This is a genomic window from Haloferax prahovense (assembly GCF_000723845.1).
Lineage (GTDB): Archaea > Halobacteriota > Halobacteria > Halobacteriales > Haloferacaceae > Haloferax > Haloferax prahovense.
Genome location: NZ_LK053000.1, coordinates 2,417,581 through 2,439,013, shown reverse-complemented (window position 1 = coordinate 2,439,013; position 21,433 = coordinate 2,417,581). Strand labels below are relative to the sequence as shown.

Here is a 21,433-nt window from a genome sequence, read left to right as displayed (position 1 = left end):
TTTTACGCGACGACGCGACGGGCGAGAGCCACGCCGCTCTCGGGTCAGATGCTAAACTAAATCCCGGATTCGACGCTGCGCGCCGAGCCTATTCCTCGACGACGATGGTGCCGACCATGCCGGCCTGCTCGTGGGGGATACAGAGGTACTCGTACTCGCCGGGCACGTCGAAGGTGTACGTGTAGGTTTCGCCGCTCCCGATGAGCCCGCCGAGCGAGTTAGAGTAGGCGTCGCGGGCGGCCTGCTCAGTCTCGTAGTTCCCGCTGGCGAAGAACGCGGCGTCCTCGGGAAGCGTGCCCTCGTAGGCGGTAACGGTGTGGCCGCGCGAACTCGTGTTCCGCCAGACGACCTCGTCGCCGACCTCGACGGTCAGCGTCGGCGGGTCGAACGCGACCGCGGTCATTCCGATGTCGAAGTCGTCGCCAGAAGCCATCAAGGTCGCACAGCCCGCGAGGCCGGCCGTCGCGGCCGCTCCGGCCGCTGCGAGGAACTGACGCCGCGTCCGACCGCCGTCCGAGGACCCGTGGTTTCGCATGGTCGCCTCTCGGGACGCGACCGATAAATGTCGCATGGTTCGCTCGCCGAACCGCCGAATCGACCGAGACCGGCCGGAACGCCGCCGGTTCGGGGTCGGTGCGCGGAGCCGCCCACCGACGGACGGAACGTAAGAGGGAAAGGGAAGGTACGCAATCGCATCGGTATGAGACCCCGATTCGTCGGTCGGTTGGGGCCCGCCGACGTGGTCACCGCCGGGAACGCGGCGCTCGGATTCGTCGCGGCGGTGCTGACCGCGGTCGACGTGCGCCTCGCGGCCAAGGCCATCCTGCTCGCCGCGATGGCCGACGGCCTCGACGGCGTGGTTGCCCGGCGCTACGGAGGAACCGACGCGGGGCCGTACCTCGACTCCCTCGCGGACGTGGCTTCCTTCGGCGTCGCCCCCGCCCTGCTCGTCGTCACCGTCGTCCGCGAGATGTGGGGCTTCGACCGGATTCGGGTCGTCGCCGGCGTCGCCGTCGCCGCGCTGTTCGTCGCGGCCGCGGTCGTCAGACTGGCGCTCTACACCGCCTACGACAGCGGCTCCGACGAGACGGTCGGCGTGCCGACGACGCTCGCCGCGACGATTCTGTCGGCGGGCGTCCTCGTCGGCTTCGTCGAGCCGATGTTACTCGTCGTCCTCTCGGCGGTTATGGCCGCGCTCATGCTCTCGGACGTGACCTACCCGGACCTCCACGCGCAGGACGCGCTCGTCATGGGCGTCGTGCAGGGCCTCGCCATCGTCTGCTCGGGGACGCTCGGGCAGGGCTTTTCGTTCGGCTTGCTGTTCTTGGCGCTCGGCTATCTGTTTTTGGGGCCGCGCTTCTACTGGGGTTAATCGGCGCGACGAGAGCCGCGCGCCAGAGTCACATCCCCATGTCTGCCGCGTCGTCCGGGACCGGCAGGTCGTGCGGTGAGACGCCGAGGAGCTCCGCGGCGTGGTCCAAGGCCATGTCGAAGCCGTAGTAGCGTTCGAGTTCGTCGCCGTCGGCGGTCGGGCGGACTTTCAGCATAGCGTAGCCGTCGATGTTCTGAGCCACGGCGGCGGTTCGGCCGTCGCGGTCGAATTCGAGGACGCGCTCGGAGTCGGTGACGTAGTACCGCGCGGTGACGCCGTTCGCTTCTGCGGTTGCGTCGGTCATGCGAGGCGCTAAGGAGTAGGGCCTGTCTAAACTACCGGTTCCGGCGGGCGGGTCGGCACGGCGGACCGGCGTAGAGGGCCACCGGAACGAAAGTGACGTGTGTGTCTCAACCGAGGGGTTAACTATGTGGTTTCAGAGCGGCCGCCGGCGCGACCTTTGTGCCATCCTCTACGACGCGGGCGAACTCCGCGGACAGAAGCTGAAGACCCGACTGGAACGCTACTACGACCTCCGAATCGACCCCCAAGCGTTCTACGGGACGCTCGACGCGCTCGTGGAGGCGGACCACCTCGAACGGCGAACCGAGGGAATCTACGACGTGTACGGCCTCAGCGACGCGGGCGCAGACCGGGTCGAATCGTACCACGCGTGGCTCGCGGAGCGGGTCGGAAACGGGGAGCGCCGGGCGGCCGACGCGGACGCGTCGGTCGTCGACTGACGGTTACTTCTGGAGCCAGTCGCCGATGGTGTTGCGGAGAATCTCGCTCGTCCCCTCGTAAATCTCGTTGAGCTTCGCGTCGCGGTAGTAGCGCTCGGCGGCGAAGTCCTTGGTGTAGCCGTAGCCGCCGTGAATCTGGATGCCCTCGTTCGCCACCTCGCGGCTGATTTCGCTGGCGTAGAGCTTCGCTTGCGCGGCCTCCTTGATGAACGTCTCGTCGCGCATCTTCAGGTCCGCGGCCTTGTGCATGAGGAGCTTCGCGGCCTGGACCTTCGTGTCCATGTCGGCCAGTTTGTGTTTGATTGCCTGGAAGTCGCCGATGGGCTGGTCGAACTGCTCGCGCTCGCCGGCGTACTTCACGGCGTCGTCGAGGGCGGCGCGGGCGATGCCGATAGAGCGCGCCGCGATAGTGATGCGGCCGCCGTTGAGCGTCTTCAGCGCCTGCACGAAGCCGTCGCCCTCGTCGCCGAGGAGCCGGTCTTCGGGGATGCGCATGTCGTCGAAGCGGAGTTCGGCGGTCGGACAGCCCTTGTCGCCGAGTTTGTGTTCCGTACCCTCGACGACGAAGCCGTCGTCCTCCTCAGGGCGGACGACGAACGACGAGATGCCCTTGTTGCCCGCGTCGGGGTCGGTCTTGGCGAAGACGACGACGGTGTCCGCGACCGAGCCGTTCGAAATCCAGAGCTTGCCGCCGTCGACGACGTACTCGTCGCCGTCTTTGACCGCCGTGGTCTCCATCGCCGGTACGTCGCTGCCCGCGCCGGGTTCGGAGAGCGCGAACGCGCCGATGTCGGTGCCCTCGTTGACCGGCGTCAGGTAGGTCTGCTTCTGGTCTTCGTTCCCGAACTCGTAGAGCATGTTGCCGGCGAGGCTCGTGTGGGCGGCGACGATGGTGCCGAGGCCGCCGGAGCCGCGGGAAATCTCCTCGAGACCGATGGCGTAGGAGTGATAGTCGAGGCCGGCACCGCCGTACTCCTCGGGGAAGGGCATGCCCATCAAGCCGAGTTGGCCCATCTCGCGCACGAGATCGGCGGGGAACTCGTCGGTCTCGTCTATCTCCGCCGCGCGAGGTTTGACCTCCTCGTCGACGAACTCCGAGACCATGTCCTTGATTTGCTTCTGCTCCGCAGTGAGCGCGAAGTCCATACGTGAGTCTGTCATCGACTATGCTTATGATTTTCTCCTGCGCCGTCTCGGCCGTTTGAGAGTGGACTCCCCCACGAGACTTTTTATCCCCCCTTCCGTAATACCGGTACGCTTCGAATGTCTCGACACGCCGATGCCCGGCCACCGGCAACTGATGACGACCTCGATTGGTGTCACGATGCAGTTCAGGGGGTCTCTCGTACCTTCGCCCTCACGGTCGACGTCCTCGACGAACCGATGGCGTCGCACATCTGTATCGGATATCTCCTCTGTCGAATCGCCGACACCGTGGAGGATTCGTCTTCAATCGCGCCCGACGAGCAGGCACACCTCCTTCGACTCTACGACCGCGCGCTCGACCCCGACGACGACACCACCGTCGACGAGTTCGTGACCGCAGTACAGCCGCACCTCCCCCCGGAGGGCGAACAGTCCGACGACTGGATGGTCGTCGCCAACACCGCTCGGGTCTTCCGGACGTTCGAGGCGCTTCCGGAGGACGTGCGGGAGGCGGTCACGCCGCCGGTCCGCGAACTCGTCTCGGGCATGGCGATGTTCGTCGAACGCTACTCCCAGACCGGCGGGCTCCGCATCCAGTCACGCGAGGAGCTAGAGGAGTACTGTTACTACGCCGCCGGCACCGTCGGCAACCTCATCACGAACCTCGTGACCCGCGGCAACGTCGACAGCGAGCGCCGCTCGCGGCTCTACGACACCGCCGAGGAGTTCGGCCTGCTCCTCCAGCTCGTGAACATCGCGAAGGACGTTCACGACGACTACACGGCGGAGAACAACGTTTACCTCCCCGCCGACTGGCTCGACGACGCGGGCGTCCCCCAAGAGGAGGTCGTCGCCCCCGAGCACAACGACCGGGCGGCCTCGGTGGTCAAGCGGACCGCCGACCACGCCAAGTCGTTCCTCGACGACGCCCAGACCTACTTGGAGACGGTGCCGCTCCGCGAGGGCAACACGCTCGCCGCGTGGGCGATTCCGTTCCTGCTCGCGGTCGGCACGCTCCGCGAACTCGTCGCCAACCCCGAACACGCGGTGACGGGTGAGGGCGTCAAAATCTCCCGCCAAGAGGTGTTCGCCGTCGTCTCCGAGATGAACGGCGCGAGCGCCGAGTCGCTCGCCGAGATGCGCGAAATCATCTCGCGCCAGCCGTTCCACCGAGCGACGACGAACGCCGACTGAACGACGCAGAGGCGCTGTCGGTCGGGCCCGTTCTGTTTCGCTTCTCTTCTCGCGTCGCTTCGCGCCGAGCGCCGCCGAACGCGCCGGCAGCTTCGGGTCTCGCGAGCGCCGTGTTTCGCACCCGCGGCGGTCGCCGTCGGAACCGCGGTCCGAGACCCATGCGGTCCCGTGACGAACGCAGTTTGGGAGGATTTTTAGTAACCCAAGCATAACGGGCGTCTATGAGTACCGAAGAAGCACACGACGACCACGGCCATCACCTGCCGGCGGTTCAGGACTGGCCGCGCGGCTTCGGCGAGGCGAGCTGGTGGCCGTTCGTCACCGCCGTCGGGGGCGCGGGCATCTACGCCGGTGCCGGGCTGTACGTCATGGGACAGGACGGAATCGTCGGCCAGACGGCGGGACCCGCCGTGTTCATCGGCAGTATCTTCCTCTTCCTGGCCGGGCTCTACGGCTGGTTGTACCACGCGTTCGTGAGCCACTTCTGGTCGCGCGACGCGAGCCAGAAGAGCGCATCGAAGCTCCGTTGGGGCATGATTGCCTTCCTCGGCTCCGAACTCGGGACGTTCGGCGCGCTGTTCGCGTACTACTTCTTCATCCGCGCGGGAACGTGGCCACCGCAAGAGCTACCGCATCTCACCGGGTCGTTGGTCTTGGCTAACACCGCCATCCTCATCGTGTCCAGTTTCACGCTCCACTGGGCGCACGTCGCCATCCGCGAGGAGAACCACCGTAACTTCATCCTCGGTCTCGCCGTCACGCTCCTGCTCGGCGTGATATTCATCGGCGGGCAGGTCTACGAGTACTACGAGTTCATCGTCCACTCGAACTTCTCCATCACCGACGGCATCTTCGGGTCGGCGTTCTACGGCCTCACCGGCCTGCACGGCCTCCACGTCAGCCTCGGCGCGGTGCTTCTCGGTATCGTCTTCGTCCGCGCGCTCCGCGGACAGTACTCCGCCGAGCGTCACGTCTCCGTGAGCACGGCCTCGATGTACTGGCACTTCGTGGACGTCGTCTGGATATTCCTCGTCGTCGTCCTCTACGTCGGCGCGGAAGTCGGCGCGTAACCCCCGTCGCCGCGACGCGACGGCGACCGATTCTTTTTTAATCTACTCCTCCGAGAGCCACGGACGCCGGCACGTCCTGTCGAGGGATGGTAACGGGCGTCCACTGCCATGGGTTGTTCGGACCACGTCCTCGGACGCGACGTGGACGTGTCGGACGTCTCGACCGCCGAGCGGCGGGTCCGGCACACCGACCGAGAGCCGGGTCCGCGTCCGCGACCGAACTCTCGCCCGCGACCGCTCACCCGAACTGTTCGTTGAACCGGTAGATGTCCTCGTCCACGCCGGCGACGATGAGGTCGTCGTCGGCCTCGACTCGGAACTCCGGGCCGATTTCGGTGACGAGCGCACCGTTTCGCTCGACGGCGATGACGGTGCAGTTCGTCCGGGCGCGAACGTCGGCCCCGGCGAGCGTCCGCCCCACGAGGCTGGGCGCGTGGGTCCGGACGATTTCTATCTGCGACTGGGGCGCGATGACCTCCTCGTCGAGGACCGTCGAGGCGAGCATGCGCCCGGCGACCGTCGACAGCGCGAGGACGTAGTCCGCGCCGGCGCGGTAGAGTTTGGCGATGCTCTCGGTCTCGTTGGCGCGGGCGATGACCTCCGTCTCTTCGGAGACGCGCTCGGAGACGAGCGTGGCGAAGACCGCCGTCGTGTCGTTGTCGAGCGCGAGAAGGACGCCGCGAGCCTCGGTGACGTTCGCCTCCGAGAGCGTCTGCGGGTCGGTGATGTCGCCGACGAGGTCGACGCCGGGTTTGTCCTGCTTGTCGACGACGAGGTGCGGGACGCCGGCACTCGCCAGCGTCTCGGCCGCGGTCGAGCCGACCTCACCGTACCCGGCGACGATGACGGTCCCGCGGCGGAACCGCCGCGCCGACGACAGCGTCAGCGCGCGGAGCTCTTCGAGCTGTTTCTCGCGGCCGACGACGAGCAGGATGGTGTGCTCGTCGATGACGGCGTCCGGGGCGGGCGGGGAGACGAACTCGCCGGTGAACCACGCGCCGATGACGTTGACCCCGGTGACCTGGCCGATGCCGCTCTCGGCGATGGTCCGTCCCTCGACGGGGCTCCCGCGCTGGACGAGCAGCTCCGCGACCTCGAAGTCCTCGCCGATTTCGATGGCGTCGCCGAGTTCCGAGGAGATGGACGTGGTCGCCTTGCCGGCGAGGCTCTCGCCGAGGAGTCGGCGCGGGGAGACGACCCGGTCGGCCCCGGCGTAGCGGTGGTAGTCGGCGACCTCGGGGTCCTCGATGAGGCTGACGACGCGGGCGTCGGGGGCGACCTGCTTGGCGGCGAGGATGATGCTCGCGTTCGTCTCGTCGTCGTCGTCGGCGACGATGGCGAGCGCCTCGGCCGCGTTCGCGGCTTCGAGCGACTCGATGGCCTCGGGGTCGCCGTGGACGACCTCGTACCCCTCGCCGTACAGCTCCTCGGCGCGGTCGCGGTCGGCTTCGAGAATCACGTACGGCATGTCCATCGAGTCGAGTTCGTCCACGAGGGCGTCGCCACGGGGGGTGAACGTACAGATGACGACGTGGTCCGTGCGCGTCGAGGTCGTCGGCGGTGCGGTCCGCAGGGCGTCTTCGACGAGCGGGACGAGAAACAGCGGGAGCGTGAGGAAGACGGTCGTGACCCCCGTGAGCTGCATCAGAATCGACAGCATGAGTAGCGGCGGGTGGTCGACCCAAAACCGGGTCTGTTCGCCGTAGCCCGTCGTCGTGAACGTCTCGACGACGACGTGGACCGCCTGCAGGAACGTGACGTCTTCCCCGGCGAAAAAGCCCGCCGCCCACTGGTAGGCGACGGAGAACGCGAGCATCAACAGCCCGGCCCCCGCGAGGTAGCGGCCGAGTCGCCGCTTTGCCTTCGACAACCCGGGGCCGTCGCCCGAAATAGACATAGTCGGGCTATGAGCGCCGGTGGCTAAAAGCGTCCTGACACGGTAAGCACTCCATGAGCCGCCGACGGGACGCCGCGCTCGCGGGGTCGGTGCTCGTCCCCACCGCGGTCGCGGCGGTCCTCCTACGGACGCCGGTGACACCGGGACCGGTCCTCGTCGGCGTCGTCGGGGCGCTCGCGCTGGAAGCGGCGCTGTCGATTCGGGCGTCGAGCGTCCGCGCGCTGTGGGAGCGACGAACCGTGCAGGCCGTCTCCGTCGCGGTCGCCGTCATCGGAACCGCCCTGGGTGTCGTCGTCTTCGGACGCGCGACGCTACTCGCCGTCGCGGCCGGACTCTCGACTTATCTGTTCCTCCTCGCCGCGGTCGAACTCCGGAGTCGTCGCCGAGGAGATAGCCGCCCGTGATTCGGCTCTGCCGACCTGTTACGCGAGGAATACTTAACCGGCGTCCGTCCACCAGTACGGGTATGTGTAGCACACCGTCCGACCGCCGAGGCGACAGTCCGCGACCGTGACGCTCTCGGGGAGTAACGGGGCGACTGCTCGGACGACCCGCCGGACGAGACGCCGCGTGCTCGAAACCGGCGGCGCGGCGGCAGCGGCAACGCTGGGGTTCGGCGTGCTCCTCGCGACCGAGTGGGTGTGGCTCGTCTCGCGCGCCGACCCCTCGCCCGAGACCGCCGCGGTGACGTGGGCCGCCGGAACCCTGCTCGTCGTCGTCGGCCTCTGCGCGTACGCCTACGCGAACGCGGACGAGAACGTCGCGCCCGGCGACGGAGCGACCGAGTCGGAGCCCGGGCGGCCCTACGACAGCCTCGGCCTCCCGACCGCTGTCACGCTCGCTCGAGGCTTCCTCGTCGCGGGCGTCGCGGGCATCGCCGGCGTGGCGCTCTACGGGCCGCTGAGCCCGTCGTGGGCGTGGGCCGCAGCCGTCGGCTACGGGGCTGCGGCCGCGCTCGACGCCCTCGACGGGGCGCTCGCTCGCAGACTCGACCGCGTCAGCCGACTCGGCGCGCGACTCGACACCGCGGTCGACGCCTTCGGCCTCCTCGTGGCCCCGCTCGCCGGCGTCTTCCTCGGAGAACTCGCGTGGTGGTACCTCTCGGTCGGGGCGGCGCGGTACGTCTTTCTCCTCGGCCTCCGGCTCCGCGAGCGAGCGGGCCGACCGACGTTCGACCTCCCGCCCCGCGCGTCGCGGCGCGTCCTCGCCGGCGTCCAGATGGCCGTCGTCCCGCTGGCGCTCGCTCCCGGTGTCTTCGACCCGTGGATGCTCCTCGTGACCGGCGTCGCGGCGGCGGCGCTCCTGCTCGGGTTCGCTCGGGACTGGGGCTACGTCTCGGGCCGGTTCAGGAGGGAAGGCGACGGAAACGCGTCAGTTTCGGAGTAATCAGTCGAGTTCGGCCAACACGTCGAGGTTGTGGGCGACGTACGCGAGTTCGTCGCCCGCGAGGTCGTCGTGCCGGGCCTCGAGCCACCCGTCGAGCGTCTCGCGGTCGACCGCAGCCGACTTGCCGACCGACTCTTCGACGAAGCCGAGGACGCGGTCGAGGAAGATTCGCGCCTCGTCGTCGTGCGGCGGGTGGACGACCCAGTCCGAGCCGCCGGCGGCGACGACCGGCGCGCCGAGGTCGGGAAGGACCGAAAGGAGGTCGGAACCGGTGTCCGGCCCCGCGCGTTCGCCGCCGCGCATCGTCTCGTGGTACGCGCCGAGAACCGCCTCGTCGGCGGGGTGACTCGGGCGGAACGCGGTTCGGCCGTCGAACGTGATAGGCGCGTAGAAGAGCCCCCCGTCCGTCAGCCGCGAGAGGAGCGCGTCGACCGCGCGGCGGAGCGGGAGCACGTCGAGGACTGCGTGCGCGACCACGAGGTCGATGGCCTTCGGGAGGACCGTCATCGCCTCGAAGAGGTCGCTCGTCACGTACGTGAGAGAGACGCTTCGGCCGTGACGCTCGATGCGGAAGCCGTCGGGCGTCGGCTCGGCGGTCCAGCCGGCGGCGCGCGCCCACTTCGCGAACGCCGCGGCCGCGTGGTCGGCCATCCCGCGCTTCCGGTCGACCATGACGTACTTTATCTCGTCGTACGCGTCGAAGACGCCCCACGAGAGGAGTCGCCGACACATCGCGCCCGTCCCCGCGCCGACCGAGACGACGCGGAGCGGCTGTCCAGACCGCGACTCGGCGCGCGCTTCCAGCCGGTCGATGAGACTGGCGAGGGTCGGTCGGTGGAGCGCGCGGTCGTCCACGGACTCCTTCGCGCGGAGGTAGTGGACGAACCGGTCGTCGTGGCTGGTCACGACCGCCCCGTCTCGGCGGACTCGTATAACCGTTCTCCCGACGCCGGCCCGACGGGTGCGAGCGAACCGGTCACAGTAAACACGCTGAAGTGTGAACTGAGCGAAACGTTCACCCGATTCGCCCGGAAAGTATTTGATTCGGTTCCGGTGATGTAACCCCAAATGGATAGCGAGATTATCGACGCGGTGACCGGGTGGGACTCCGCGCCCGCCGGACGTGGCTACGGTGGCCTCCGGTCGCTCGCGGACGACGGCTTCACAGGTGCCGTCGTCGCTGGCATGACGTGGGGATTCATGCTCAACGGCCGTCTCCTCGGGGTTTTCGATGGGACGGTCGCGGATTTCGAGGGTGAATCGTTCGAGGCGCACCGCGCACCGGACCCGGCGCTCCCGCTTCTGTACGCGATGCGGGAGACCGGCGGCGACATCCGCGCGCAGTACTACACCGAGGAGACGCCGCTGGGGGACGCCGACGGAACGCTCTCGGCGGGCGGCTTCACCGGCTACGTCGAACTGTCCGAGAACGTGCTCTCGGGCGACTACTACGTCGTCTACCACGGGGGGAAGTCGATGAGCGCGGCCTTCGTCGGCAACAGCAAGCGACTCGTCACCGGCGACGACGCGTTCGAGCGCGCGAGCGACGAGGTCGGCATCTACAAAGTCTACGACGTGGACCTCGACCTCGTCGATATCCCGGAGCCCGAGTCCGACGAGGACGAGGACGAGGACGCGGCGGGAGTCGCGGCGGCGGGTGGCGAGGCCGACGCGACGGACGCGTCCGGAGAGCCGGAGACGCCGACGACCACAGACGAGCCGAGTACGACCGGGGCAGCCGACAACGAGTCCGAGCGCGCCGGCGACGGCGACGACCCCGCCGACGGGGAGCCGGAGCCGGCGACGGCCGACGCCCCGGCGAGCGCGGAATCCCCGACCGAAACCGCGGCCGACCCGGAGCCATCGACGCCCGACGACGACGGCGCCGAGACGACCGACAATCCGTCCGCGGGCTCCTCCGAGTCACAGTCCCCGGAGCCCGCCGAGACAGAGGCGGCGGCAGCGACGGACCGGCCCGCGTCCGACGAGTCGGCCTCACCGATGTCCGAAGGGCCCGTCGTCGCCGACGCCCCGCAGAAGAACGGGGAATCGTCGTCTCCGGACCCGCTCGCCGAGGACGGCGCGACCGGCGACGACGTGTTCTCCGCCGAGGCACAGTGGCGGAACGCCCGGTCGATACCCTCGCTCGACCCTCGCGACGCAAAGGACGAGGCCGTGGACGACCACCCCGGAACCCCCCGAAGCCGTCGGGGGAACACGACACAGGCGACGCATCACCGTCCGTCACGGAGTGGGACGGGCGGCGAGGCGCGACCGTCGCCGAAAGACCAGTCGAACCAGCAGCAGTCCCAGCCGACCGAACAGACGCCGGACGAGCCCGCCGTCGACCCGGGGGAAGCCGAGTCGCTGAAAGAACGAGTCGAGGCGTTGGCGTCCGAGCGCGACCGGCTCGAATCCGAGCGAAACGCTCTCCGCGAGGAGCGGGACGAACACCGCTCGCGCGCCGAGGAGCTCGAAGAGCGCGTCGCCGAACTCGAATCCGAGGTCGAACGCCTCCGCGACCGGCTCGACGAGGCGGGCGTCCGGTCGACCGACCGGTCTATGTCGGCCGACGAGGCGCTCCGTGGGACGAACCTCTTCGTCCGCTACGCCCAGAAAGGGCAGGCGACGCTAGAGAAGGCCCACGACGGGCAGGCCTCCCGTGAGGAGGTCATCGAGAACCTCCGGCTGGAACACCACACCACGTTCGACACGGAGGGGCTCGGCATCGACGGCCAGCCCTACGAGGAGTTCCTCCGCGGGACGCCCGAGTACGGCTTCGCCAAGTGGGTCGTCACCGACCTGCTCTACGAAATCGGCGAGACGGGCAACCGGTCGAGCCTCGCCGGCGTCTTCGACTCGATTCCGAAGGCCGACCGAATCGAGCTGTACGGGAGCGTCTCGGTGCCCATCGGCGACGGCGAAACCGAGTCGCGGCAGTTCGACGTCATCGTCCGCGACCAGATGGGCGAACCGCTGTTCGTGGCGAACCTGAACGACTCGCGGGACCCGGCGACCCAGCCGATGGTCACCCAACTCATCAAGGACTCGAAGGCCATCGCCGACGCGAAAGAGACCCTCGGCTCGGCGTTCGTCGTCACGAGGAGCTTCTTCGAGCCGGAGGCGCTCGAAGCCGCCACGGCCGAGACCGGCGGCGGCCTCCTGAGTCGGTCGAAGCGCAAGAGCTTCGTGAAGCTCTCGCGGAAGCAGGGCTACCACCTCTGTCTGGTGGAGGCCCGCGGCGGCGAGTTCCACCTGAACGTACCCGACCTCTGAGTCGGCGACGCCTCGCGTCGACCGGCGCCGTCGCTGCGCTGTCGCTTGTTACGTTGCGTTCCGCCCCGATAGTCGCACGCGGAGCGCCGCGGCTGTCGGCGTTACTGAACGATAGTGAAACGACCGCGGCGCTCGGAGCGCGGCCGCGGCGAGTGTCCGTGGTGTCGTGTCGGAACCGTTCGGTACCGACTGAATCGAAGCGCGGCTAACGCGGTCGGTCCGATGTCGTGCCCGGAAAGACTCGTCGGACGAAACAGGATAGAACGACCGCGTGCGCCTGAAGTGTGGTTAGTTCTCGATTTCGGCCGCTTCCTCGATCTTCATCGATTCGAGTTTGCCGACGATTTCGTCGAGCTTGTCGTCGAGTTCGTCGACGAACTCCTGGGTGCGCTCGGTGGTGATTGCGCCCTGGCTGGAGGGTTCGATGAGGTTCTCTTCTTCGAGAACGCGGAGGGAGTAGCGGACCTTGTGGTGCGGGTAGCCTGTCTCGTTGGACATCTTCACGATGCCGATTGGCTCACTTTCGATGACCATCTTCAGGACCTGGAGATGGCGCTCCAACATATCGACTTCCTTCTCAAGTCGGTCTATCATGCCATTTGTTAACTCTTCTTGGGAGGCTTTAAGCCTTGCCCTCCGGGTCGGCGAATAATGAGATAACGCGACCTTAACGAGGACACTAATTAACCGTTGTGTTATCCGTCGTCACGCCAATGCGTGTTCATGGCGTATTCTTCGGCGACGACTCGATAATTAGGCACGAATGTGCATTGCTCGTCGGCCGCGACCGTAATCTGTTTAGTGCGGCGCGGGGAACGGCCGACGTATGACTGTTACCATCGTCGGTTCGCAACTCGGCGACGAGGGCAAAGGCGCGCTCGTCGACCTGTGGGGCGGCGACGCTGACATCGTCGTCCGCTATCAGGGCGGCGACAACGCCGGCCACACCGTCGTCGAAGACGGCGAGGAGTACAAGCTTTCGCTCGTCCCGAGCGGGGCCGTCCGCGACAAGGTCGGCGTCCTCGGAAACGGCTGTGTCATCAACCCCCGGACGCTGTTCTCCGAGATTGACGACCTCCGCGAGCGCGGCCTCGCCCCCGACGTGCGCCTCGCTAAGCGCGCGCACGTCATCATGCCGTACCACCGCCGCCTCGACAACATCGAAGAGGAGGCGAAGGCCGACTCGGACCTCACCGTCGGCACGACCGGTCGCGGTATCGGCCCCACCTACGAGGACAAGGCGGGTCGCCGCGGCATCCGCGTCGGCGACCTGCTCGACCCCGACGTGCTCCGCCAGCGACTGGAGTACGTCGTTCCCCAGAAGAAGGCGCTCATCGAGGACGTGTACGGCCTCGAAGCCGGCGAGGAGTGCGACGTCGAAGCGCTCGTCGAGGAGTACACCGAAATCGGCCGCCGCCTCCGCGAGGACGACATGGCCGTCAACTGTGGCGACTTCCTCGCCGAGCGCCGCGAGGCCGGCGACAACGTGATGTTCGAGGGCGCGCAGGGCACCCTCATCGACATCGACCACGGGAGCTACCCGTACGTGACCTCCTCGAACCCGACCGCGGGCGGCGCGGCCACCGGCACCGGCGTCGGCCCGACCGTCGTCGGACAGGGCGAGGTCGTCGGCATCGTCAAGGCCTACCTCTCCCGCGTCGGCGAGGGCCCGATGCCGACCGAACTGAAAGACGACGACCGCGAGGAGGAACTCGCCGACTTCATCCGCGAGAAGGGCGGCGAGTTCGGCACCGTCACCGGTCGCCCGCGCCGCATCGGCTGGCTCGACATGCCGATGCTCCGCCACGCCGCCCGCGTCAGCGGGTTCACCGGCATCGCGGTCAACCACCTCGACGTGCTCGCCGGCCTCGACGAGGTCAAGGTCGGCCACGCCTACGAACTGGAGGGCGAGGAACGCCTGACGATGCCCGCGACGACCGAGCGCTGGGGCGAGTGCGAACCCGTCCTCAAGGAGTTCGACACGTGGCCGGAAGTGGACTGGGCGGCGGTCGCCGAGGAGGGCTACGACGCCATCCCCGACGCCGCACAGGACTACCTCGAATACCTCTCTGACGAACTCGACGTGCCGATTTACGCCGTCGGCGTCGGCCCGGGCCGCGAGCAGACGGTCCACCTGGAAAACCCGTTCGACAACTGAGCCTCGACGACCGGACACCGATTCGCGGCTGACGCGACTGCGGCGGCCGCCCCCTCCGCCGAGCCCGCCGCGACGGCGGCGAACCCGTACGCTTTTACTTCGCGCAATCCACCGTCACGACGATGAAAGAATCCCTGATGGACATCCTCTGTGACCCCCTCGACAAGAGCGAACTCGAGCTGGAAGTCGACGAGCGCGACGGCGACGAAATCATCGAGGGGCGGCTCATCGGTACGGTCACCGGCGAGGTGTACCCCATCGAGGACGGCATCCCGAATCTCCTGCCACCGGACATGCGCGACGACTGAGGCGCGCACCTCATCGGACCTGAACGTTTTTCTATTCTCGTATCGACGGTGAACCCGTGTCGAACGCGCCGCTCACCGTCACGCTGAACGACGAGCGCCCCCACGACCTCTCGGTAGCGCCGTCGTTCGCAACGAACGGCCCGTTTTCGGTCGAGCTCGCGAACCAGGGACAGGCGGTGCACGTCCACCTCCACGTCGACGACGAGCTCTCGCGCGCGGCGAGCCTGTCCGAAGGAAATCACTTCGTCGACGGCGGCCAGACCAAGACCGTCGAGGTGTTCGTCACCCCGCCGCCGGAGCCAGTGTCGGGGAAGCTGAAGATAGTCTCCGGCCACGGCTCGGAGACGAGGTACGTCGACGTGACCGTCGAACCCGGCGAGGGTGGCAAACCGCCGGTCGACGTGGACGAGACGCTCTCGAAGCCCAAGCAACCCGACCCCGAGCCGAGCGTGACCGAAAGCATCGCGGACGTGTTCCCGAGCGTCGATCCGCGAGCCGCCCCGCTTTTCGGCCTCGCGCTCGTCGCGCTCGTCCTCGCGGTGGCGCTCGCGTCGGTGTTCGAGAGCTTCGCCATCACCCTCGGTGCCGGCGTCGTCGTCGGTGGCGTCCTCGCGGCGCTGGTGCTGACGATGCGGTGACGGCGTCCGAAAAATCGGTCCGATTCCCGTTCCTCGCGGCGCGACCTACTCGTCGTCGGACGCGTCGGTCGGGACGCCGCCGAGGTTGCCCTCGTCGTCGAACAGCTTCGCGCGCAGGAACCGCGCCCGGTAGCGGTTCGCGCCCTCGTACACGTCGGCCTCGCGGATGGCGTCGGTGCGGTCGTCCGCGACGACCTCGATGATATCTTCGACCTGTTCCTTCTCCGAGGGCGTGAGTTCGAACTCGTACGTTTGGGTCTCCTCGCCCTCCAGCCGCGTCCACTTGCGGGACGCCGCGATGACGACGGAACACGGCTCGCGGCACGGGAACGCGCCGTCGCCGCCGTCCACGTCGAGGTCGGTGTCATCGTCGTACTGCCACTCGCGGCGCTTGACGCACTGGCTGTCGTCGCAGCAGGCCTCCGCGACCCAGTTGACGTGCTCGTGGCCGTCGCCGCGGTTCCACGTCTTCACGACGCTGTACATCCCGGTCTGGCGGCCGATGGCGTCCGCCCAGTGCGCCACGTCGAGTTCGCCCCGGCGCTCGCGGTACCAGTTCGGCACCGACGCGGGGTAGAACGTCTCGACGGTCTCGACGAGGTCGTGAGCGTCGAGGTCGGGGAACACCCAGCCGCCGGCGAGGTTGTTGCCGGTCTTCAGCGGGCGGTACCGCCCCTTCTCGTCGTAGGTCGCCAACTGCCGGGCCGCGAGCGGTTCGCGGTAGGGGTCGAGTTCGTCGCGGTCGGCGTCGACCTCGTCGGCGTGGCGGAGTTCGTAGGACCGCTCGCCGTGATCGTCGACGGTGACCGTGACGAGCAGTTGGCCCCACTCGCGACAGACGCCGTCTCGGAGGTCGTCGTAGCGCTCGGGAACCGAGGGGGCGTCGCCGTCGTTCTCGGTGTCGTCTGCGTCTCCACCGTCGTCGCCTCCCGCATCGACGGACGCGCCCTCGACCCAGCGGAGGAACGCCCGCCGCTGGGGGCTGGACTCGCCGACGACCTCGGACCAGAAGTACCAGTTCGTCGCGTAGTCGTCGTAGTCGGCGAGGGCCTCGCGGAGACCGCCTTCCGTGAGCCCGTTCAGCGTCGATTCGGGCGTTTCGAGGCGGAAGCCGTCGTCGGAACGGGAGACGGTGAACCCGTCGAGGGAGATTCCGTCGCCGGTCGCCGCGGCGTCGACGAGGGCGTCGAGGTGGTGCCCCATCAGTTCGCCTCCTGCGGCGTCTTCCGAGTACGTTCGCGCACGACTTCGAGAGTGTTGCCGATGTCGGCGCCCGCGTCGGCGGCGCGTTCGAGCACCACGTCGGCCATGAGTCCCTCGGTCCCGACCGCGCCGGCGTACCAGATGCGGTGGCCGTCGACCTCGGTGGGCACGTCGTAGCCCGTGCGGTAGTCGTCGGTCAGGCCCATGTCCTCCGGGATGTCCTCCTGGGTGTGGAAGCCGTCGGCGATAAACAGCGGGACGACGACCACGTCCTCGGACTCGAAGTAGTCGGTCACGTCGTCGACCTCGGGTTCCTCGTCCATGTAGAGCGCCTGCACCTCGTCGAAGCGGTCCATCTCTCGGATGCGGTCGGCGTGGTACTCGATGGCTTTCGCGGAGTTCTCGTTGCGCTCGGTGCCGTGGCCGACGACGGCGAGGCCGAAGCCCTCGCCGACGTTCGGGTCGCCGGTGACCGTCTCGGCGCGGCGGACCAACACGTCGGTCATCGCCGCGTGGGTTCCGACCGGCCCGCAGTAGTGAATCGTCTTCTCGGGCACGTCCGTCGCGGAGAGGGTGACGTGCGACGCCGACAGGCCGTCGGAGTCCCAGTCGGCCACGTCCCACCCCTCGAGACGGAGTTCGCGCGGGATGACCTGTTCCGTGAAGTAGCCCTCGCTGATGAAAAGCGGGACGACGTACACCTCGTCGGCCTCGACGGTCCGGAGCACCTCGCGAATCGACGGCTCTTCCTTCCAGAAGCCGGTCCGCACCTCGTCGAACGCGCCCACCTCGCGGACCGTGTCCGCGTGGTCGTAGGTGGGGGCGCTCGAATCCGGGTTCAGGTGCGACCCGTGCGCCACGATGACCAGGGCTTGCATGTCCGGGGGTTACGAGGCGACTGTCTTATGAACTTCGCATCGAAGAAAGGAATCTTCGGGTTCGGACAACTCGCGTTCGCCACTCGTTCAGGAGACGCGAGGCGGGGCGCGGGGAGTCGCGACCCGCGGACGACCGCGGCAGCGCCCGGCGAGCGGCGCTTTTTTGCGCGCGCCCGACGACCCGGCAGACATGTCTCTCGCCGCCGACGCGCGCGACGCAGTCCGCGAACGACCGTACCTCCTCGCCGCGCTCCGCGCGGGCGTCGTCAACTACGCCGCCGCCGCGGCCGAACTCGACCTCGGCGACGACGAGGCGGTCGCGGCCGCGCTCCGCCGGTTCGCCGCCGACCTCCCGCCGCTCGAAGCCGACCCCCGAGACGCCGCCGTGACGATGCGAAGCGGCGTCGGCCTCGTGGGCGAGGACGTCGAGGAGACCGATGGCGAACCCGTGCTCTCGGTCGCTGGCGTCGACCTCGCGGGCGGCGGCCCGCTCACGGCTATCATCGCTGAGGGCGAGGTCGACCCGACCGTCCTCGCCGCCGTCCTCTCCCGACTCGACGCCGAGTCCGTCGTCGTCGACGCCGCGGGCGTCGCGGGCGACACGCTCGCCGTGGTCGTTCCGCGCCGACAGGGGGCCGCCGCCCTCCGCGTCGTCGAAGCGGCCGTCAGCGATTTATACGTCTGATTCCCGGATATCAACCGTGATAGACGGCGGCCGGCGCTTATTACCTCGGAGCCGGTGAGTTCGTCAATGGTTTCGCCCAGCCCCCGCGACGACGACGGCAACATCTCGCTTTCATCCACGGAACTCCTCGACGAACTCGACCTCGACGCCGACGAGTTGGGCTGGCGGCAGTCGTTCGTCGGCTTCGACGACGAGGACGCCGCGCGCCTCGCCGACCTCCGGGGCGTCGTCGAGGCCCGCGACGAGGCGCTCGTCGACGGCTTCGTCGAGCCGATTCTCGCGAACGAGCGGACGACGGACGTCATCGACCGCTCGAAGACCGACCTCGACGGCCTCCGCGCGGTCGTCTCCGGCTACTACCGCTCGTTCACCGACGGGAACTACGACCAGAACCACTACGCGGCGCGCACGCGAATCGGCCTGCTCCACGACAAACTCGACATGCCGCTGCACTACTTCGGCGGGATGTTCGCCAACGTCACCGGCATCTTCGCGGACGAACTCCGCGAGCGCGCCGTCGCCGACGCCACCGAGTCGCTGTCCGGCGACGACGCCGACCGCGTCGAACACGCCGTCGAGGAGGCGTTCGCCGACATGATGGCCGTCGTCCGCGGGCTCAATCTCGACCGGCAGGTCGTCAACGCCACCTACCTCTACTCGTACTCGCTTGACGTCCGCGAGGAGGTCCGCCGAGCCAGGGAGAGCCGCGGGAATCTGGAGTCGGTTGCGTCCCAACTCCACGAGGAGACCGCCGGCACGAGCGAGAGCATCGCGGAAATCGAGGGACTGGCGGCCCGACAGGCCGACATGACCGAGGAAATCGCCGCCGAGCTATCGAACCTCAGCGCGACCGTCCAGGAGGTCGCCGCCACCGCCGACGACGTGTCCTCCCGGAGCGACGAGGCAACCACGCGGGCCGAGGAGGGCCGAGCCGAGGCCGGCGAGGCCATCGACGCGATGCGGCAGGTCGGCGACGACCGCGACGAGATCACCGTGAACGTCGAGGCGCTCGTGGCCGCCATCGACGAGATTCAGGACATCGTCGAGGTTATCGACGAGGTGGCAGACCGGACGAACCTGCTCGCGCTCAACGCCTCCATCGAGGCCGCCCGCGCCGGCGAGGCCGGTTCCGGCTTCGCCGTCGTCGCGGACGAGGTGAAGTCGCTCGCCAACGAGTCGAAGTCGCAGGCCGAGCGCATCGGCCAGATGATAGAGGACGTGACCGACCACATCGAGGACACCGCCGAGGCGCTGTCGTCGGCCGACGAGAACATCGACCACGGCATCGAGCGGGTCGAATCGACCGTCGAGAGCCTCGACGAGATAACCGACTCGGTCGCCGACGTGACCGACGGCATCGACGAGGTCGCGCGGGCGACCGACGAGCAGGCGACGCTCACCTCCGACATCGCCACCTTCGTCGACGACGCGGCGACGCAGGTCGACGAGGTGACCGCGGAGATAGACCGCATCTCCGAGAGCGTCTCCGAGCAGGCCGAACAGGCCGCCGACCTCGACACGGCCGTCGACAGTCTGGACCGCGAGGCCGACCTCGAATCGTTCCGCCGGCGCGCGGAGACGACGACCGACGGCGGCGTCGCGACCAGAGGCGGCCACTACGCGCTCGCGTCGGCGACGAACGCCGACCGCGCGGTCACGAGAGACACGGCACCGACGAACGCGACCGGCGACCGAGTCGGCAAAGCGGGTTCGGCCACGACCGACGGCGATGCGACCGACGACGACCCGACGGACCGGATTCCGGCGTTCGTCAAGCGACTGCTCTCGGAGGAGACGCTGGCGAAGATTCGCCGCGGCGAGGCCGACCGCCCGGAGTGGACGAAGTAGCGGCGACGACGGGGATGACGGCCGCGAGGGTAACGGCTACGGGGTGACGGCTACGGGGTGACGACTGCGAGGACGAGGCGATTGGCGTCGAGAGACCGACCGCGCTTCCGACGGGTTGAAAGTGGTCCCGGAAGTAGCCGAGTGTGATGACCCTGTCCGTGACCAACACCCTGACGGGAGAGCGCGAGGAGTTCGAGTCGCACGGCGACGAAGTGTTGCTCTACGTCTGCGGACTGACGGTCTCGGACGACGCCCACCTCGGCCACGCCCGCCTGTGGATGCACGCCGACCTGATGCACCGCTGGCTGGCCTACGAGGGCTACGACGTGCGCCACGTCGAGAACTTCACCGACGTGAACGAGAAGATAGCCGCCCGCATCGGCGAGGACGACCTCGGCGACGACGAGGCGAGCGTCGCCGAGCACTTCGTCGGCGACGTGATTCGCGACATGCGCGGGCTCAACCTAAAGCGCGCCGAGGTGTACCCGCGCGTCTCCGAGCACATCCCCGAGATTATCGACCTCATTCGGACGCTCGTCGACCGCGGCCACGCCTACGAGTCAAACGGCTCCGTCTACTTCGACGTGTCCACGTTCGACGACTACGGGAAGCTCTCCAACCAGAAACTCGAGGAACTGGAGTCGCGGGCGACGAAAGACGAGCGCTCCGAAAAGCGCAACCCGACCGACTTCGCGCTCTGGAAGGCCGGCGCGGTCGACCCCAAGACGGCCGCCGAACACCGGCACCCGGACCTCGAACCGCTTCACGAGCCGTGCGGCGAGACGTGGGAGTCGCCGTGGGGCGAGGGCCGACCCGGCTGGCACATCGAGTGCTCGGCGATGTCGATGACGCACCTCGGCGACACCCTCGATATTCACGTCGGCGGCCGCGACCTCGTGTTCCCGCACCACGAGAACGAAATCGCCCAGTCGGAGGCGGCGACCGGTCAGCAGTTCGCCCGCTACTGGCTCCACGTCGGCCTGCTCCAGACCGAGGGCGACAAGATGAGTTCGAGCCTCGGCAACTTCTTCACCGTCGGCGACGCCCTCGCCGAGTTCGGCGCGGACGTGATTCGGACGTTCTACCTCTCGACTGCCTACGGCTCCGAACAGACGTACTCCGAGGAGACCATCGCCGAGGCCGAAGAGCGCTGGGAGCGCCTCGAACGGGCCTACGAGGCCGCCGTCGACGCGGTCGACAGCCCCGACGCCCGGACGAAAGTCGAGGCGACGGAGCTCCGCGAGACGGTGACCGAGACCCGCGAGCGCTTCCGCGCGGCGATGAACGACGATTTCAACGTCCGCGAGGCGATGGCCGAACTGCTCGGCCTCGCCGGCGCGGTCAACCGCCACGTCGCCGACGCCGACGAGTACGACTACCGCGCGCTCCGGCGGGCAATCGAGGCGTTCGAGGACCTCGGTGGCGAGGTGTTCGGGCTCTCGTTCGGCGGTGCGGGCGAGGGCGGTGACGTGTCGGTCGCGGAAGACCTCGTGCAGCTCGTCTTGGACGTGCGCGAGGCCGAGCGCGAGGCGGGCAACTACGAGCGCGCCGACGACCTGCGCGACGACCTGACGGCGCTCGGCGTCGAGGTCGAAGACGGTCCCGGCGGCGCGACGTTCCGCTTCGAGTAA

The 21,433-nt window shown here is 68.3% G+C and carries 21 protein-coding genes; 13 read left to right on the top strand and 8 right to left on the bottom strand.

Annotated elements, in window-relative coordinates; translation table 11 throughout:
- Positions 1-88 precede the first annotated feature (88 nt).
- Positions 89-535 carry a cupredoxin domain-containing protein gene (locus BN984_RS12240; RefSeq protein WP_008092816.1) on the bottom strand — a complete coding sequence of 149 codons (447 nt, stop codon included), beginning with the start codon at positions 533-535 and terminating at the stop codon, positions 89-91.
- 165 nt (positions 536-700) lie between these two features.
- Between BN984_RS12240 and BN984_RS12235 the strand changes: the two genes are divergently transcribed.
- Positions 701-1,372, top strand: coding sequence for a protein sorting system archaetidylserine synthase (locus tag BN984_RS12235; protein ID WP_008092815.1), 672 nt, complete (start codon positions 701-703; stop codon positions 1,370-1,372).
- Positions 1,373-1,400: 28 nt separating this feature from the next.
- Here BN984_RS12235 and BN984_RS12230 read toward each other — a convergent pair whose 3' ends face one another.
- Positions 1,401-1,676 (bottom strand): DUF7111 family protein, encoded by a 276-nt coding sequence (locus tag BN984_RS12230; RefSeq protein WP_008092814.1) that lies wholly within the window; start codon positions 1,674-1,676, stop codon positions 1,401-1,403.
- Between the two features lie 124 nt (positions 1,677-1,800).
- Here BN984_RS12230 and BN984_RS12225 point away from each other — a divergent pair, with 124 nt between their 5' ends.
- On the top strand, positions 1,801-2,115 hold the full coding sequence (locus BN984_RS12225) for a hypothetical protein (RefSeq protein ID WP_049968344.1): 315 nt from the start codon (positions 1,801-1,803) through the stop codon (positions 2,113-2,115).
- 3 nt (positions 2,116-2,118) lie between these two features.
- Here BN984_RS12225 and BN984_RS12220 read toward each other — a convergent pair whose 3' ends face one another.
- The gene (locus tag BN984_RS12220) at positions 2,119-3,261 is read right to left on the bottom strand and encodes an acyl-CoA dehydrogenase (RefSeq protein ID WP_004977450.1); all 1,143 of its coding nucleotides are present in this window, start codon (positions 3,259-3,261) and stop codon (positions 2,119-2,121) included.
- Positions 3,262-3,378: 117 nt separating this feature from the next.
- Here BN984_RS12220 and BN984_RS12215 point away from each other — a divergent pair, with 117 nt between their 5' ends.
- A complete protein-coding gene (locus BN984_RS12215) occupies positions 3,379-4,455 on the top strand; it encodes a phytoene/squalene synthase family protein (protein ID WP_049913411.1) in 1,077 nt (358 codons plus the stop codon).
- A 221-nt stretch (positions 4,456-4,676) separates the two neighbouring features.
- Positions 4,677-5,525, top strand: coding sequence for a cytochrome c oxidase subunit 3 (locus BN984_RS12210; RefSeq protein WP_008092807.1), 849 nt, complete (start codon positions 4,677-4,679; stop codon positions 5,523-5,525).
- A 238-nt stretch (positions 5,526-5,763) separates the two neighbouring features.
- Here BN984_RS12210 and BN984_RS12205 read toward each other — a convergent pair whose 3' ends face one another.
- Positions 5,764-7,422: a potassium channel family protein gene (locus BN984_RS12205; RefSeq protein WP_049968343.1), complete on the bottom strand. Its 1,659-nt coding sequence runs from the start codon at positions 7,420-7,422 to the stop codon at positions 5,764-5,766.
- Between the two features lie 53 nt (positions 7,423-7,475).
- Between BN984_RS12205 and BN984_RS12200 the strand changes: the two genes are divergently transcribed.
- Together BN984_RS12200 and BN984_RS12195 are read left to right on the top strand one after the other, a co-directional pair.
- A complete protein-coding gene (locus BN984_RS12200) occupies positions 7,476-7,826 on the top strand; it encodes a hypothetical protein (protein WP_008092801.1) in 351 nt (116 codons plus the stop codon).
- Positions 7,827-7,992: 166 nt separating this feature from the next.
- A complete protein-coding gene (locus BN984_RS12195) occupies positions 7,993-8,808 on the top strand; it encodes a CDP-alcohol phosphatidyltransferase family protein (protein ID WP_049968342.1) in 816 nt (271 codons plus the stop codon).
- Here BN984_RS12195 and BN984_RS12190 read toward each other — a convergent pair whose 3' ends face one another.
- Entirely contained in the window at positions 8,809-9,714 is a 906-nt protein-coding gene (locus tag BN984_RS12190; RefSeq protein WP_049968341.1) for an SAM-dependent methyltransferase, read from the bottom strand.
- 162 nt (positions 9,715-9,876) lie between these two features.
- Between BN984_RS12190 and BN984_RS12185 the strand changes: the two genes are divergently transcribed.
- The gene (locus tag BN984_RS12185) at positions 9,877-12,084 is read left to right on the top strand and encodes a DUF7527 domain-containing protein (protein WP_049968340.1); all 2,208 of its coding nucleotides are present in this window, start codon (positions 9,877-9,879) and stop codon (positions 12,082-12,084) included.
- A 288-nt stretch (positions 12,085-12,372) separates the two neighbouring features.
- Here BN984_RS12185 and BN984_RS12180 read toward each other — a convergent pair whose 3' ends face one another.
- Entirely contained in the window at positions 12,373-12,678 is a 306-nt protein-coding gene (locus BN984_RS12180; RefSeq protein WP_004043804.1) for a hypothetical protein, read from the bottom strand.
- A gap of 232 nt (positions 12,679-12,910) precedes the next feature.
- On the opposite strand from BN984_RS12180, the gene BN984_RS12175 reads away from it, so the two are divergent.
- From BN984_RS12175 to BN984_RS12165, 3 genes are all read left to right on the top strand, one after another.
- Positions 12,911-14,242, top strand: a complete 1,332-nt coding sequence (locus BN984_RS12175) for an adenylosuccinate synthase (protein ID WP_049968339.1) — start codon at positions 12,911-12,913, stop codon at positions 14,240-14,242.
- A gap of 122 nt (positions 14,243-14,364) precedes the next feature.
- Positions 14,365-14,550, top strand: a complete 186-nt coding sequence (locus BN984_RS12170; RefSeq protein WP_013035425.1) for a methytransferase partner Trm112 — start codon at positions 14,365-14,367, stop codon at positions 14,548-14,550.
- A gap of 56 nt (positions 14,551-14,606) precedes the next feature.
- Complete coding sequence (locus tag BN984_RS12165) at positions 14,607-15,188, top strand: DUF7524 family protein (RefSeq protein WP_008092789.1); 582 nt, start codon at positions 14,607-14,609, stop codon at positions 15,186-15,188.
- 45 nt (positions 15,189-15,233) lie between these two features.
- Here the strand turns inward: BN984_RS12165 and BN984_RS12160 are convergent, their stop codons facing one another.
- Both BN984_RS12160 and BN984_RS12155 read right to left on the bottom strand, forming a co-directional pair.
- Positions 15,234-16,391: a DR2241 family protein gene (locus tag BN984_RS12160; protein ID WP_049968338.1), complete on the bottom strand. Its 1,158-nt coding sequence runs from the start codon at positions 16,389-16,391 to the stop codon at positions 15,234-15,236.
- Entirely contained in the window at positions 16,391-17,269 is an 879-nt protein-coding gene (locus BN984_RS12155) for a CbiX/SirB N-terminal domain-containing protein (protein ID WP_008092785.1), read from the bottom strand. The genes BN984_RS12160 and BN984_RS12155 overlap by 1 nt, the downstream gene beginning before the upstream one ends.
- A 190-nt stretch (positions 17,270-17,459) precedes the next feature.
- Between BN984_RS12155 and BN984_RS12150 the strand changes: the two genes are divergently transcribed.
- The 3 genes from BN984_RS12150 (at position 17,460) to cysS (ending at position 21,433) form a co-directional block, all read left to right on the top strand.
- A complete protein-coding gene (locus tag BN984_RS12150) occupies positions 17,460-17,954 on the top strand; it encodes a DUF7523 family protein (RefSeq protein ID WP_008092784.1) in 495 nt (164 codons plus the stop codon).
- Between the two features lie 66 nt (positions 17,955-18,020).
- On the top strand, positions 18,021-19,802 hold the full coding sequence (locus BN984_RS12145; protein WP_049968337.1) for a globin-coupled sensor protein: 1,782 nt from the start codon (positions 18,021-18,023) through the stop codon (positions 19,800-19,802).
- Between the two features lie 146 nt (positions 19,803-19,948).
- On the top strand, positions 19,949-21,433 hold the full coding sequence (gene cysS, locus BN984_RS12140) for a cysteine--tRNA ligase (RefSeq protein WP_049968336.1): 1,485 nt from the start codon (positions 19,949-19,951) through the stop codon (positions 21,431-21,433).